Source organism: Bradyrhizobium sp. STM 3557 (assembly GCF_045571465.1).
GTDB lineage: Bacteria > Pseudomonadota > Alphaproteobacteria > Rhizobiales > Xanthobacteraceae > Bradyrhizobium.
On record NZ_CP120697.1, the window covers coordinates 2,111,882 to 2,126,250 of the forward strand.

General features: G+C 64.8%; 14 protein-coding genes. 4 read left to right on the top strand and 10 right to left on the bottom strand.

Annotated features, from left to right (window positions below):
- Nucleotides 1-49: 49 nt before the first annotated feature.
- The 3 genes from P6U24_RS09465 to groES form a co-directional block, all read right to left on the bottom strand.
- Nucleotides 50-1,246, bottom strand: a complete 1,197-nt coding sequence (locus tag P6U24_RS09465) for a hypothetical protein (RefSeq protein WP_407158862.1) — start codon at nucleotides 1,244-1,246, stop codon at nucleotides 50-52.
- A 223-nt stretch (nucleotides 1,247-1,469) separates the two neighbouring features.
- Nucleotides 1,470-3,113, bottom strand: a complete 1,644-nt coding sequence (groL, locus tag P6U24_RS09470; RefSeq protein ID WP_407158863.1) for a chaperonin GroEL — start codon at nucleotides 3,111-3,113, stop codon at nucleotides 1,470-1,472.
- A gap of 127 nt (nucleotides 3,114-3,240) precedes the next feature.
- Nucleotides 3,241-3,537 carry a co-chaperone GroES gene (gene groES, locus P6U24_RS09475; RefSeq protein WP_291615082.1) on the bottom strand — a complete coding sequence of 99 codons (297 nt, stop codon included), beginning with the start codon at nucleotides 3,535-3,537 and terminating at the stop codon, nucleotides 3,241-3,243.
- Between the two features lie 321 nt (nucleotides 3,538-3,858).
- On the opposite strand from groES, the gene P6U24_RS09480 reads away from it, so the two are divergent.
- Nucleotides 3,859-4,365 carry a hypothetical protein gene (locus P6U24_RS09480; protein WP_407158864.1) on the top strand — a complete coding sequence of 169 codons (507 nt, stop codon included), beginning with the start codon at nucleotides 3,859-3,861 and terminating at the stop codon, nucleotides 4,363-4,365.
- Between the two features lie 105 nt (nucleotides 4,366-4,470).
- Here the strand turns inward: P6U24_RS09480 and P6U24_RS09485 are convergent, their stop codons facing one another.
- Nucleotides 4,471-5,256, bottom strand: a complete 786-nt coding sequence (locus P6U24_RS09485; protein WP_407158865.1) for a protein phosphatase CheZ — start codon at nucleotides 5,254-5,256, stop codon at nucleotides 4,471-4,473.
- Between the two features lie 306 nt (nucleotides 5,257-5,562).
- On the opposite strand from P6U24_RS09485, the gene P6U24_RS09490 reads away from it, so the two are divergent.
- On the top strand, nucleotides 5,563-6,339 hold the full coding sequence (locus P6U24_RS09490; RefSeq protein WP_407158866.1) for a L,D-transpeptidase: 777 nt from the start codon (nucleotides 5,563-5,565) through the stop codon (nucleotides 6,337-6,339).
- Between the two features lie 82 nt (nucleotides 6,340-6,421).
- Here P6U24_RS09490 and P6U24_RS09495 read toward each other — a convergent pair whose 3' ends face one another.
- The 6 genes from P6U24_RS09495 to P6U24_RS09520 all read right to left on the bottom strand — a co-directional run bounded on the left by P6U24_RS09495 (nucleotide 6,422) and on the right by P6U24_RS09520 (nucleotide 12,311).
- Nucleotides 6,422-7,234 (bottom strand): DUF2076 domain-containing protein, encoded by an 813-nt coding sequence (locus P6U24_RS09495; RefSeq protein ID WP_407158867.1) that lies wholly within the window; start codon nucleotides 7,232-7,234, stop codon nucleotides 6,422-6,424.
- Between the two features lie 138 nt (nucleotides 7,235-7,372).
- Nucleotides 7,373-8,215 carry a ChbG/HpnK family deacetylase gene (locus P6U24_RS09500; RefSeq protein WP_407158868.1) on the bottom strand — a complete coding sequence of 281 codons (843 nt, stop codon included), beginning with the start codon at nucleotides 8,213-8,215 and terminating at the stop codon, nucleotides 7,373-7,375.
- On the bottom strand, nucleotides 8,212-9,255 hold the full coding sequence (locus P6U24_RS09505) for a glycosyltransferase family 2 protein (protein WP_407158869.1): 1,044 nt from the start codon (nucleotides 9,253-9,255) through the stop codon (nucleotides 8,212-8,214). Before P6U24_RS09505 ends, P6U24_RS09500 begins: the two co-directional genes overlap by 4 nt.
- Nucleotides 9,256-9,328: 73 nt before the next feature.
- Nucleotides 9,329-10,306, bottom strand: coding sequence for an ATP phosphoribosyltransferase (gene hisG, locus P6U24_RS09510; protein WP_407158870.1), 978 nt, complete (start codon nucleotides 10,304-10,306; stop codon nucleotides 9,329-9,331).
- Nucleotides 10,306-11,460: an ATP phosphoribosyltransferase regulatory subunit gene (locus P6U24_RS09515; protein ID WP_407158871.1), complete on the bottom strand. Its 1,155-nt coding sequence runs from the start codon at nucleotides 11,458-11,460 to the stop codon at nucleotides 10,306-10,308. The genes hisG and P6U24_RS09515 overlap by 1 nt, the downstream gene beginning before the upstream one ends.
- Nucleotides 11,461-11,543: 83 nt before the next feature.
- Complete coding sequence (locus tag P6U24_RS09520) at nucleotides 11,544-12,311, bottom strand: 16S rRNA (uracil(1498)-N(3))-methyltransferase (protein ID WP_407158872.1); 768 nt, start codon at nucleotides 12,309-12,311, stop codon at nucleotides 11,544-11,546.
- Nucleotides 12,312-12,758: 447 nt separating this feature from the next.
- Here P6U24_RS09520 and P6U24_RS09525 point away from each other — a divergent pair, with 447 nt between their 5' ends.
- Complete coding sequence (locus P6U24_RS09525) at nucleotides 12,759-13,436, top strand: hypothetical protein (protein ID WP_407158873.1); 678 nt, start codon at nucleotides 12,759-12,761, stop codon at nucleotides 13,434-13,436.
- The gene (gene ubiA / locus P6U24_RS09530) at nucleotides 13,433-14,368 is read left to right on the top strand and encodes a 4-hydroxybenzoate octaprenyltransferase (RefSeq protein WP_407158874.1); all 936 of its coding nucleotides are present in this window, start codon (nucleotides 13,433-13,435) and stop codon (nucleotides 14,366-14,368) included. Before P6U24_RS09525 ends, ubiA begins: the two co-directional genes overlap by 4 nt.
- The last annotated feature ends 1 nt before the right edge of the window (nucleotide 14,369 follow it).

Genomic DNA, 14,369 nt, shown 5'->3' on the forward strand with positions numbered 1-14,369 from the left:
GAAATGAGGATCTAACTTCCGCTTGCCGGATCGCGCGAGCAGACGGGTGTCACTTCCACACCGAGTTGTCGGCGTCCCAGCGCTTGGCTTTCAGGGCCGCGGCGAGGGCGTTGATTGCGCCGCCATCGTCGCGCTGGTCGCCGTCCTCCTCGCCGGAGGACTCGTCAGCCACGATCAGTTTCGGACCGGCCGCATCGTCGACCGTGGTCGTCACCGGATTGCCGATCCACAGCATCAGCGCGTCGGTCCCGCCTGGTTTGTCGGGCGCGACCAGCCCGGTGACCTCGATCGCCTCGGTGAGGTCGAGGCCTGGCATCAGCTGGCTCGGCCGCTTGAAGCTGAGCTTCAACTTGCCGTTGGTGGCGTTCCAGCTCGTGCCCGTGGCTTTCGCCCCATAGGTCTTGGCGAGCACATCGGACACCACGGCGGCCAGCTTGTCCTTGTTGATCTTCTCGCCGTCACGCCAGTCGGCCGCCGGGAAGCGCAGCGCGCGATCCATCTCGACAATGCCGGTGGTCCATCCCGCAGCAACGACCCCAGGCATGGCCTTCGCCTTTGCGATCTGCGTGGCCGCACGATCGGGATCGACTGTCATGCTGATGGTCTGCTCGCCGGCGCGCAGCGCATCACAGCCGACGGTCAGGCTGGAGAGCGCAACCTCGACGTCCTGTCCCTTCAGGCTCTTCAGGAAGTCGACTGCGGCATCGAGCTTGAGGCGAACGGCGATCGCCTCGGGCGAGACCTCGGTGAAATCCTTTGGCTGCGCGACGATGCCGTCATCGGTGCTCTGGCTCTCCAGATATTCCTTCTCGCTGATATCGGAATTGTCGGTGGAAGCGACCTCCGTCACCTCTTGGCCGATGCTGATCTGGCCACGGAATTCGACGCTGTCGCCATTGCTTTTCTGCATCAGCTTGACGTTGACGGGCGCCTTCTCGCCAATGCTCTGCGTGGCGCCGGTCATCGTCTGTCCGTTGACCGCGAGGTTGACCACGAAACGGTCCTTGCGATCGCTGTTCTTCGCAATGGGATAGCAGAGGTCGAGCGTCGCCGCCGTCACGGTCTTGCCCTGACGGACTTCCTTGAGCACGACGTCGGCATTGCCATCCATGAGACCATCGATCGAGGTGAAGTACCGGATCTCAGTCGCGTTCGGAGTGGCTCTCGCCTGGTTCTTGAGCTGGGCCCAACCGGACGCGGGCAAGCCCGCCAGGACGGCGGCTGCAATGAGCAAAGGCGCGCGCATATGGAAATCCTCATAAAGGCCAGAGTCGGATTTTGGACGGCACCCTAGTGCGGTTCTCCCGCATTTTCGAGCGAAAGCCTGTCCTGCTCGGAAGGCCCGTTCCGATCGGCCATGAACAGCCCTCGGAACGAACGACGACCGAGTGAAACCGCTGGAATCATCGGTCAAAAAGAAGGCCGCCCGGAGGCGGCCTTCGCATGTTCGATGAGGCGTGAAACCGGGCTTAGAAGCCCATACCGCCCATGCCACCCATGCCGCTGCCGGCCGGCATCGCGGGCGCGGCTTCCTTCGGCAGTTCGGCGACCATGGCCTCGGTGGTGACCAGCAGGCCGGCCACCGAAGAGGCGTCCTGCAGCGCGGTGCGCACCACCTTGGCCGGATCGATGATGCCCTTCGCAACCATGTCGACATAGGCCTCGGTCTGGGCGTCGAAGCCGAAAGTCTCGGACTTCTCCTCCAGGATCTTGCCGACCACCAGCGAGCCTTCGACGCCGGCATTCTCGGAGATCTGGCGCACCGGCGCTTCCAGTGCCTTCAACACGATGTTGATGCCGGCCTGAACGTCCGGATTGTCGTTGTTGATGCGGCCGACCGCCTTCTTGGCGCGCAGCAGCGCAACGCCGCCGCCGGGAACGATGCCTTCCTGCACCGCGGCGCGGGTGGCATTGAGCGCATCCTCGACGCGGTCCTTCTTCTCCTTGACCTCGACCTCGGTCGCGCCGCCGACGCGGATCACCGCGACGCCGCCGGCAAGCTTGGCGAGACGCTCCTGCAGCTTCTCACGATCGTAGTCCGAGGTGGTCTCCTCGATCTGCGCCTTGATCTGGCCCACGCGCGCCTCGATGTCGGGCTTCTTGCCGGCGCCGTTGACGATCGTGGTGTTCTCCTTGTCGATCACGACCTTCTTGGCGCGGCCGAGCATCTTCACGTTGACGTTCTCGAGCTTCATGCCGAGCTCTTCGGAGATGAGCTGGCCGCCGGTCAGGATCGCGATGTCCTCCAGCATGGCCTTGCGGCGATCGCCGAAGCCCGGCGCCTTGACGGCGGCAACCTTCAGGCCGCCACGCAGGCGGTTCACGACCAGCGTCGCCAGCGCCTCGCCCTCGACGTCTTCCGCGATGATCAGCAGCGGACGGCCCGACTGCACCACCGCTTCGAGCACCGGCAGCATCGCCTGCAGGCCGGAGAGCTTCTTCTCGTGCAGCAGCACGTAGACGTCGTCGAGCTCGGCGGTCATCTTCTCCGCATTCGTCACGAAGTACGGCGAGAGATAGCCGCGGTCGAACTTCATGCCTTCGACGATGTCGACCTCAGTCTCGAGCGACTTGTTCTCCTCGACCGTGATCACGCCCTCATTGCCGACCTTCTGCATCGCCTGGGCGATCATCTTGCCGATGGCGGCATCACCGTTCGCGGAGATGGTGCCGACCTGGGCGACTTCCGACGACGAGGCGACCGGCTTGGCGCGCTTCTCGATGTCCTTGACCACGGCCGCGACCGCGATGTCGATGCCGCGCTTGAGGTCCATCGGGTTCATGCCGGCGGCAACCGCCTTGCCGCCTTCACGCACGATCGCCTGAGCCAGCACGGTCGCCGTGGTCGTGCCGTCACCTGCGGTGTCGTTGGTCTTGGAGGCGACCTCGCGCAGCATCTGCGCGCCCATGTTCTCGAACTTGTCGTCGAGCTCGATCTCCTTGGCGACGGTGACGCCGTCCTTGGTGATGCGAGGGGCGCCGAAGCTCTTCTCGATGACGACGTTGCGGCCCTTCGGCCCGAGCGTCACCTTGACTGCGTTGGCGAGAATGTCGACGCCGCGCAACATGCGATCGCGCGCGTCTCCTGCGAATTTGACGTCCTTGGCTGCCATCTCAAAATGCTCCTCAGTGGAACCCCATCGGCACGGGCTGTCGTCGCCCTTGAGCGGCCGGATGAGGCTTGCAAGAATGTGGATCGCCTCCGGTCACGGTTTATCCGTGCCGGAGGCTGTGGATGGATCAGGCCAGCACGCCCATGATGTCGGACTCCTTCATGATCAGGAGTTCCTCCCCGTCCAGCTTGACTTCGGTGCCGGACCACTTGCCGAACAGCACGCGGTCGCCGACCTTGAGATCGATCGGGATCAGCTTGCCGGCCTCGTCGCGGCCGCCTGGACCGACGGCGACCACCTCGCCCTGCGAGGGCTTTTCCTTGGCGGTGTCCGGAATGATGATGCCGCCCTTGGTCTTTTCCTCGGCGTCGATACGCTTGACCACGACGCGGTCGTGCAGCGGACGGAATTTCGATTTAGCCATGACGTTTCCCTATGGGGGCGCTTGAACCGGGGTTGTCGGAAGAGAATCTGAATGCGGCCACAATTGACGCTCAGGTGGCGGCAACTGGCTCGCGCCGTTAGCAATCGTGCCCTCAGAGTGCTAATAGCCGCTCGGAAATATGGCTTGGCGCCGATCCTGTCAAGCAAAGCGGTCAAGCGGTTCTTGAGGCTGTTATTGGACGCCGCGTTTGGTAAACCAATCCGTGCATCGGAGTCGTGTTGCGACATTGTTGCCGCGACGGCCATTTTGCGCTTGGGTGCGGCATGGGGTGGCCACGATCTTGTTTTCTAAGGGGATGCCATGACGAGTTCACGTAGCCTGCGGACGGCTGCCAGGCTGGGGATTGCCTCGGTGCTCACGTTGTTCTTGGGCGCCTGCAGCAGTTTCAGCCTGACGCAGTCGAGCGCGCCCCCGCCGGAGCCGGGCGTCGAGCCGGAGGTTCCGGCGACGGTTCGCGCGGATGAACTTGTCGGCAAATGGGGGCTTGCGGCCTACAACAATCCGAACGATCGCGCGCGCACCGAGAAGATGGCGCTCGCGCAGTGCAAGCAGCCCTACACGATCGGCGCGGGTTCATCCGGTGGCGTGATCATGCATCTGGCCGATCAGGCCACCCCGCAGGAACTGCGCGTGAAGGGCTCGTCCAGCGGCAAGAACTATATCGGCCCGCCCGGCCCTCCGGGCGGCGAGCAGGATCGCGAGATCGTCTCGTTCGACGGACGCGTGCTGATCACCCGCTTCATCGACAAGGATGCGGCGACCCGTTACCAGACCATGGTCTATGTCCGTTGCGGGCCGCGCGCCTGAGCGGGAGGGCTGTTCATCTTCAGAAACAAAGAACGCCGGCGATTCGCCGGCGTTTGCATTTGTAGTGAGGGGGCTGGGCGGGCAATCGTCCCGGCCTGTGCGAGCTCAGTTGAACATCGCGTCGATGTCGTCCTGCGAGGCGTGGCCGGCATCGCCCTCCATCTTGGGGCCGTTCAACAGCTTGGCATCGCCTTCGCGGGTGTCGACGATCGGCGGCACGTGAGCCTTGATGGCATCGACGCCGCCCCAGATGTCCATCATCACCACGATGTGGTGCTCGATGAACTTCATCGTGGTCATGACCTTGTTGATGCGCTGGCCGGTCAGGTCCTGGAAATTGCAGGCCTCGAAGATCGAGACCACGCGCTCCTGGATGTCCTCGCTAAGGATCTTCTGCTGGTCCGGCGAGGTCACCTTGCCGAGCGCACTGGCGGCATTGTCGATCGCCTCGGCGGCTTCCAGGATCTGCTGGGTCGCCTGCTCGGTTCCGCCGACGACGGCGCCGAGTTCGCCATTGACCTTGGCCATCTCCTCGCCGTTGAAGCTCTTGGCGTGCAGCGTGGCGATCTCGCCCTTGGTGCGGTTGATCGCGTCGTGGATCAGGTCCAGCTCGATCTTGAGCTTCTCGCACTGTTCGATCTGGGCGCGATAGGTCTCGAGCAGCGCGCGCGCCTCGGCGACCTCGCGGGCCGCGGACTCTTCGATCGCGACGTTGGCCGAGCTGCCGGAGGTATTGCCGCCGCTTCGAAAGTTAGCCATTTGAGCGCGGATCGCGCGGAGCTCGTCCATGATTTCCCTGTGCTGAGGGCCGATTTCGCCGCCGATGATCTCGGGCTCCGGCAGATGGCCGCCAATGGCTTCTTCGATACGAAAACGTTTGCGAACCGGCATGAGAGGTAATCCCTGTCCTTCACTGCATGCAGTTCTACGCGGAGCCTATTTAACATCACGTTCACGGCAGGAACCGCGCAATTTCCGCGTCTATACGCGCTATGAAGCTGGTTAATATCCTCTGCTTTGCCTTCACCGAAAATAAACGCTGGCAAGCAAATCCACTGTCACCCGCGAGACGGTGAATCCAAACACGGCATCCGTTTACCAAACTGATCGGCTTTTGGACTTAGTTAGGCTTAAGCGGGAGCAAACTCCTCCTCGCACGATGAACAGTCTCGAGACGAAACAGTACAGAGTACGTCGATGTTCAAGCCCATGACTATTGCGCTGCTTGCCGGCGCTTCCTGTTTTGCAACGATGGATCAGGCGGCGGCGATCGATGCCGCCGGATTTCAGCAGCCGACCGTTGTCTATGCCGGACCACCTCCGCAGCCGGCGCCGACTCGCGCGGCCTATGTCGACCACACACGCATGGGCGGCGGCTTCATCGAGTTTCTGTTCGGCGAGGGCGAAGGAAGAGGCTACCGGCCGCCGGCCTATCAGCAGCAGCCGTCCTATGGTGAGCCGCAGCGCGTTCTGCCACCGGCCGCGACGCCTGAGGACGAGGAAGCCTACGAGGCGGCGCAGCGGCCGTTCGATCCGAAATTCGAAAAGCAGCTGGTCGATTATGATGGCAGGGAGAAGCCCGGCACGATCGTGATCGATACGCCGAACAAGTTTCTCTATCTGGTGCAGGGCGAGGGCAAAGCGCTGCGCTATGGCATCGGGGTGGGGCGGCCCGGCTTCACCTGGTCGGGTGTGAAGTCCATCACCGCCAAACGCGAATGGCCGGATTGGACGCCCCCGGCCGAGATGCTGGCGCGGCGGCCGGACCTGCCGCGGCACATGGCCGGCGGACCTGATAATCCGCTTGGCGCGCGCGCGATGTACCTCGGCTCCTCGCTCTACCGCATCCACGGCTCCAACGAGCCCTGGACCATCGGCACCAATGTCTCGTCCGGCTGCATCCGGATGCGCAATCAGGACGTGATCGACCTCTATGGTCGCGTCAGCGTCGGCGCCCGCGTCGTCGTGCTCTGAGGCCTCCCTCGAAACGAGATCGGCGTCATGAAAAGGCCGCCCGGAGGGGCGGCCTTTTGTTGTTCGAGGAGGGCACGACGCGTCAGGCGTAATCGCTGCCGCCGTCATCATCGCCGTAATCGCCGTCGTCCATGTCGGAGTCGCCGCGATCGTCGTAGTCGTTATTCGAGGCCTGATCGAAAAGGCCGGAGCGGTTGCCATGATCGGAGCGGCCGATATCGTCGATGCCGGCATCGCGCGCCAGCGAGCTGCCGGACTGATCGCCGCCCCACGGGCTCTGCGACGGACGTTCTTCGATGATGGTGGTGTCGCCGAACGCCTGATGCGAGCCGCCGCCCATCATGCCGCGGAAGCTGTTCAGGAGCAGCGAGCCGCCGACCATGCCGGCGGCGGTTGCCGCCGCCGTGCCGAGGAACGATCCTCCGCCGCCACCGAAAATGCCGCCGCGCGGCTGGGCACCTTGGTCGTAATAGCCGCCCTGTTGATACCCGCCGCCTTGATAGCCGCCGCCTTGATAGCCGCCCTGGCCTTGCGGCATCACCTGCCCACTGTTCCAGACCGGCCGGCCCGCATCCGGAGGGGGCACGTTCGGAACCGAGCCCTGGCTCTTGCTGGAGCCGAAGATGCTGTCACGCATCGAATCGAGGAAACCTCCCGATGACTGGCTCTGCTGCGGCGCCTGAAGCTGCTGCTCCAAGTCCTGGATGTGGTTATGGGCCTGCTTCAGGGCTTCGTCCTGGACCAGCACGGTCTGCACCAGCGCATAAACGGCGTTGGGCGCCTGCTGCAGCCCGCGGGCAATTGCGGCGACGGCCTCCGGATCACGCGGCGCAGTCTCCAGCTTGGCGAGACGGCCGAACAGGTCGTCGATCAGTTGGCGTTCTTGCGGTGTCATGTGCTCCTCCTGCCGCCGGCCTTCACAACTTCGGCCACGCGTCGGAGCGAATCTAAGAGCGCTTTGTGTCGCGGGTAGTGGGTGCCCGATTAAATTTCGGTATGCGTCAAAACGACCATGCACTTGCATGGAGAACGTTTAGGCTAGTGTCACTTTGTTCGCGGCAAGGAGCTGCGGAAATGCTTCGCCGGCGAGATAGGCATGTTCATGCTCGCGCTGCGTCGTGAGCGGGTCGAGCTCCGCCAGCACATCATCGACGAAGCCGGGATGGCACATGATGAGGCCATTCTCGGGCAGTCCGTCGAGAAAACCGCCCATCAGCGATCCGAAATCGGACACCTTGGTGAAATCATAGGCGCCGGCAAATGCAGGATTGAAGGCGATGCTCTTGCGGGCCGCGCGGCGACGAAATTGCATGCTGAGGACATCGAGCAGCAATGCCTTGGGTGCTGCCAGCCGCTGCATCAGCGCGATGTTGCGGCCGCCCTGGCGGACCCAGGCATCGGGTGCGGCTTCCTTCACGGCAGCGAGAAAGCCGTCGCGCACCTGTGGATAGAGCTGCGCGTGCTGATGACCGTCGACGAAATCGGGCGCCCGGCCGAACAGGTCACGGAAGGACGCAAGCTGCGCCATCACCTCGGCACGGATCATCTCGGAATCGAGCCGGCGCATCAGTCCCGCCCGCAACAGCTTAGGGAATGGCAGAAACAGGCCGCCGTCGAGCGGGCGGAAATACATGGTCAGGGGACGGAATGGCGCGGTCAGCGTCACGTGCAGCCCGATCGCGCAACGCGCGCTTTCGGCCGCGATCTTGTTGAGCGCGTCGGCCTCGTCGCGCCCGATCGCCGGACCCACTGTCATCACCGAGGTCGCATTCAACCGGCCGCGCGCGATCAAATCGCGGATCGCACGATTGACGCCGGGACTGATGCCGTAATCGTCCGCGCACAACCAGATGCGCCGATGCGGCGCCTCGCTCATTCGGCGGCGGACCTTTCGCCGTGGTTTGCAGCCGTCTCGGGCGCGCGCTTTTCGCTGTGCTCGGCAACGAAGTAGATCGGCCGCGCTTTCAGCTCGGAGAGGATCTTGCCGATATACTCACCCAGCACGCCGATCATGATGAGCTGCACGCCGCCGATCGTCATCAGGCCGACCACCAGCGATGGATAGCCGGGGACCGATTTGCCTGTCGTGAAGGTCTCCCACAGGATCGACAGGCCGAACAGGAATGCGGCAGAGGCCAGCAGCAGGCCGAGGAGGCTGGCAAAGCGCAGGGGCGCCACCGAGAACGACGTCAGGCCTTCGATCGAGAGGCCGACCAGCCGCATCAAGTTGAAGGTGGTGGCGCCATGAGCGCGCGGCGCGGGCTCGTAGTCGACGCGGATCTGGCGGAAGCCGATCCAGCTCGCCAGCCCCTTGAAAAAGCGGTTGCGCTCGGGAAGCTGCCGCAAGGCGGCCACCGCGCGCGGCGACAGCAGGCGGAAGTCGCCGGCATCCTCCGGGATCTTCTGCCGCGCGCCCCAATTGATCAGCGCATAAAAGCCGTGCACGGCGATCCGACGCAGGAAGGACTCGTTGTCGCGGTGCGCCTTGGCGGTGTAGACGACGTCGTAGCCGTCCTTGATCCAGTGGGTGACGAGCTGCTCGACCAGGGCCGGCGGATGTTGCCCGTCGCCGTCCATGAACATGACAGCGCCACGCCTTGCATGGTCGAGGCCCGCCATCAGCGCGGCCTCTTTGCCGAAATTGCGCGACAGCGACACCACCTGGACGTCGAGCGCGTCAGCGCCCAGCGTCCGGGCCACGGCGAGTGTATTGTCGCTGCTGCCGTCATCGACATAGACGACCTCGCAAGCAAGCCCGAAGCGCTGGCGCAGAGTGCGCGCCAGCGCGCTCAAGCGCTCGTGCAGCAGGCTCAGTCCGGCCGCTTCGTTGTAGACGGGGATCACGATCGACAGACCTTGCGCGGCGGCATCAGCCGCAGTCGTGGTCAGGTCGGAAACGTCAGTGCCCAGCATCATCGGTCAGGTTCCCACATCGCCTGCCCCCTACATATGGTAGTTGAGGCTTCCTGTCGCTACGATGAACGGCGAGCTACTTCACCAGGAATGCATCAAGCCTGGCGAAGAGCGGATTGTCGCGGTCGAGCACGTAGTCGAGCGAGGCAACTGATACCGTCTCCGCGCCGTGCTCGCGCAGGAAGCTGCCGACCGCATAGATGTGCGCTGGCGGGCAGTGCAAGGTCAGCATGCCCGACGAGGTCGGGCCGCCGAACGGGGCCACGACGCCGAAACGGTTATGCGCCTCCGTCAGCAGCGCGTCGTTGCAGCCCTTGAAACGCGTGCGGACCTCCCGGTACTTGCTCGCGCGGGCACGCGCATGAATGTGGTCGAGAATGACGCGCGCGCTTTCGCGCGCGTTCGTCGACCAGTCGGCCTCGCGCGCGGCCACGAGATTGGCTTGGCTGCGCAGGATCACGCCGTCGTCGAGCACCTTCAGCCCGTTGGCAGCGAGCGTCGCGCCTGTCGTGGTGATGTCGACGATCAGCTCGGCGGTGCCGACCGCAGGCGCGCCTTCGGTCGCACCCGCACTCTCGACGATGCGATAATCGACGACGCCGTGCTGGGCGAAGAAGCTGCGGGTCAGGTTGATGTACTTGGTCGCCACGCGCATGCGGCGGTTATGCTGGGCACGGAAGCCCGTGGTGACGTCGTCGAGATCGGCCATGGTGCGGACGTCGATCCAGGCCTGCGGCACTGCGACGACGACATTGGCGCTGCCGAAGCCGAGCGTATCGATCAGCAGCACCCGCTTGTCGGCATCGACGATGCTCTCCCGCACCAGATCCTCGCCGGTAACGCCGAGATGGACCGCGCCGCGCGCGAGCTGGGCCGCGATCTCGCTCGCCGAGAGATAAGCGATCTCGACATTGTCGAGGCCCAAGATGGTGCCGCGATAGTCGCGGGCGCCGCCCGGCTTCGACAGCGCGAGCCCGGCGCGGGCGAAAAAGGCCTCGGCCTGTTCCTGCAGCCGCCCCTTGGAGGGCACGGCAACGACGAGAGGGGTGCTCATCACAGTCTCCCGCGCGCGCCCGCGCGCGCATGATCGGTCTGCGTCAGCGCCTCCACCCAGATCGAGAAGCCGACGGCGGGGATCGGCTCAGCCGCGCCAAGCTGGCTGAGCAGGCCATCATAGCGGCCGCCGGCGACCAGCGGCTCGACGCCGTTGCCCTTGCGATGCAGCTCGAATTCGAACCCGGTATAGTAGTCGAGCCCGCGACCGAAGGCGGTGGCGAAGCGGACCGTGTTGGTGTCGATGCCATGCTGCGCCATGAAGCCGATCCGCGCCTCGAGCTGATCGATCGCAGCAGCGATGTCGAGGCTGGCGTCAGCGGCGAGGCTGCGGAGTGCGGCGATCGCCTCCGCCGGCGTGCCGCTGATGCCGAGAAAGCGCTTGAGCAGATCGAGCGCGTTGCGGGGCAGGGCGCCGCCCTTCAGGGTCGATTGCTCGAGGAAGCGGTCGGCGATTTCGGCCACCGTGCGCCCGCCGAGCGCGGTCGCGCCGGCGATCGACATCAGGTCGGTGACCAGGGCCAGGGCGGCCTTGCGGTCGCTGCCGGCCAGCGCGGCGAGCACGCCCTCATATTCGCGGCTGGCGGCGGAGGCGATTGTGAGTTGCTCCAGATCCTGCTCCAGCGTGATCTTGCGGTTGAAGTCCTTGATCAGGCGCCGCCGCCAGACCGGATAGAGGTCGAGCGCGTCGATCAACGCGATGAACAGCGCCACGTCGCCGGTGCGGATCTCCACATCGGCACCGGCTGCGCTGGTCGCCTTGAGCGCCAGCGCCAGCATCTCGGCATCCGCCGCGGGGCGATCCTGGCGGCCGAAGGATTCGATGCCGGCCTGCAGGAACTCGCTCGGGCGGCCGCCACGATAGCGGAACACCGGTCCGAGATAGCTGAACCCGGCCGGCTGGCCGGCGCGCGGGGAGGCGAGATAGTCGCGTGCGACCGGAATGGTCAGGTCGGGACGCAGGCAGAGCTCCTCGCCGCTGGGGTCGGAGGTCAAATACAGGCTCTTGCGGATGTCCTCGCCCGAGAGATCCAGGAACGGCTCGGCGGGCTGCAGAATGGCCGGCTCGGCCCGCTCATAGCCCGCCTCGGCGAAGGATTGCAGCAGGGTGCCGGCCCATGCGGCTGGTACGGTCGGGGCTGCGGGTCCGGTCATCGTAAAATCGGGTTCCAGAGCTTCGAGATGGCAGCGCCTTAGCACGGCCGGGAATGGGTTTCGACAGGCAATGGGCAAGTGACTTAACGAGATCGCAGTTCCAGCCTATCCGCCCAGTCGCCGAGCGTGCTCTGGATGACGGCAAGGCCGGCGACCGCGGCGGTGTCGGCCCGCAGGATCCGCGGCCCGAGCGCCAACCGGACCAATCGGGGCTGGCGCAGCAGCAGCGCGCGTTCCTCCTCCGCAAAGCCGCCTTCAGGCCCGATCAAGAGGTCGATGCCGGCGACCGGCCGTGCCACGGCCTTCAGCGCCGCCAAGGGATCGGCCACTTCGGCCGCCTCGTCACAGAACACCAGCAGCCGCTCGGGCGCGCGTTGGGCGAGATAGCGTTCCAATGGCAGGGGATCGCTAACATCGGCGAGGCTCAGGATGCCGCATTGCTCGGCGGCCTCGATCACATTGGCGCGCATCCGCTCGCCATTGACCCGCGACACCTGGGTGTAACGGGTCATGACTGGCTGCAGGCAGGCTGCGCCCATCTCCACCGCCTTCTGCACCATGTAATCGAGCCTGGCGTGCTTCAACGGCGCGAAGACATAAGTGAGGTCGGGCAGGGTGTCTTGCTGCCGGGTCTGCATGCGGATGATCAGGCCATCCGGCCGCTTGCGCACCACGATCTCCGCCTGCCATTCGCCGTCGCGGCCGTTGAACACCAGCACGGTGTCGCCGGCCGCCAGCCGCAGCACGTTGCCGAGATAATTGCTTTGGTCCCGCTCCAGCGCGACGGTGAGCCCCTCGCCCAAGGGAACATCGACGAATAGGCGCGGAGCAGAAAAGTCGTAGTCGGGCATGGATTGGCGAGAGGGGCTGGCGGCGGTGAGACTGGGAACTGAAGATGCTTCTACCGCGAAGCGTGGCGGAAATCTCGGTTCTGCCGAGAAAGGTTTTCTGACGGGGAGGTTGCCTTGATCGCCGGCTGGGCCCACGGGCGATTTCGATGGCAAGGATGACTTGAGGGGCCCGTCAAAGGGCCCTTCTTGAGCAGAATTGGCTCCGCTTGATCCCGGAGCCGTCGGCATCCAGCATACCGAATCAGGCTCTTGTGAGCTAAAATTCCTCTCAAATCCCGTCTTTCAGCCCCGATTTCATCCTTTGGGTGAGGTCCCTGCAGCTCTGCGCCGCGCTGATGACAAAATGCGCGGTTGTCTTGAGTTGGCGGGAATCGTAAAAGCCGCTACTCGGATCTCGCTTTCATCCGGAAGTGTTAAGGAAATCCTGGTCTTACCGGAGAACCAGCCTTGCTTATCCGCCATCTCATCGTGCCGCTCGCCGCGACGCTCCTGACGCTCTCCGTCGGGCAGGCTGGCGCGCAGGGAGCCTTTCCGGCGCCGCTGCCCGGGCAGCAGGCGCCGGCCAATGATCCGGCATTTCCGCCGGTGAACGGAGCGCCGAGAGCCTCGGTCGGCGCGCCGCCTGCGATGAGCCCGTTTCCCAGCGCCGGCGCGCCAGCTTTCGGGGGCGGCGGAGGTTTTCAGCGCCCGATGTCCGCAGCGCCGCAGGGCGGCCCGCCCGATAGCTGCATGAAGGAGTTCGTCCCGCTGCGCGAGGAGGCGGAGCGGCGCGGCAAGCTGATCAAGGCCGCCAGCGATCGCAAGGCCACACCAGATGAGGCTTGCAAGCTGTTTGCCGCCTACAGCGCGGCCGAAGTCAAGATGATCAAGTATGTCGAAACTCATGCGGCGAGCTGCGGCATTCCTGCCCAGATCGCCGAGCAGCTGAAGACCAACCACAAGGGCACCGAAGGTGTGCAGGCCAAGGTCTGCAAGGTGGCGGAGCAGATGAAGCAGCGTCAGCAGCAGGCCACCCCGCAGCTGAGCGATGTACTGGGCTCGTCTGCCGCCTTGCCTGAGGCCAATACGGGCAAGAAGGGTGGCTCGGCGTTTGACACGCTGACCGGCAACGTTCTCACCCGATGAGCAGTGCTGCCGCACGCGTTACTGACGCGCCCGGCAACTGGGTCGATACGACAGCGCCGCAATGGGCGCGGCCTTATCTCAGGGTCGCGCGCTACGACCGGCCGATCGGTTCGTGGCTGCTGTTGATGCCGTGCTGGTGGTCGGCCGCGCTTGCGTCCGGCATCGCGCACGACCTGTCCCGTCTGCCGCTCTGGATCGCGCTGTTCTTCATCGGCGCCTTCGTGATGCGCGGGGCCGGCTGCACCTGGAACGACATCACCGATCGAGATCTCGACGCAAAGGTGGAGCGCACGCGGTCGCGGCCGATTCCGGCCGGCCAGATCAGCGTCAAGCGGGCGCTATTGTTTCTCGTGGCGCAAGCCTTGATCGGGCTGATCGTGCTGCTGCAGTTCAACTGGTTTGCGGTTGCGACCGGCGTCGCGTCGCTTGCGATCGTCGCGATCTATCCGTTCATGAAGCGCATCACCTGGTGGCCGCAGACCGTGCTCGGGCTCGCCTTCTCCTGGGGTGCCTTGATGGGCTTTGCGGTGGCGTTCGCGCGGCTCGATGCGACGGCGATCCTGCTCTACGCCGGCTCGATCTCATGGGTGATCGGCTATGATACGATCTACGCGCATCAGGATGCCGAGGACGATGCGCTGATCGGCATCAAGTCGACGGCGCGGCTGTTCGGCGCGCGCACGCACCGCGCCCTGGTGATCCTTTATGGGCTTGCCGTGGTGCTGATCGGCACCGCGCTGCTGTCGGCCGGATCTCACATTGCCGCCTGGATCGGGCTCGCCGCGTTCGCGGTGCATCTCGGCTGGCAGATCCGCAGGCTCGAGATTTCGGACACGGCGCTGTGCCTGCGCGTGTTCAAGTCGAACCGCGATGCCGGGCTGCTGCTGTTCGTGGGCCTGGTGGCCGACGCGGTGCTGCGGTCGATCGGATAGA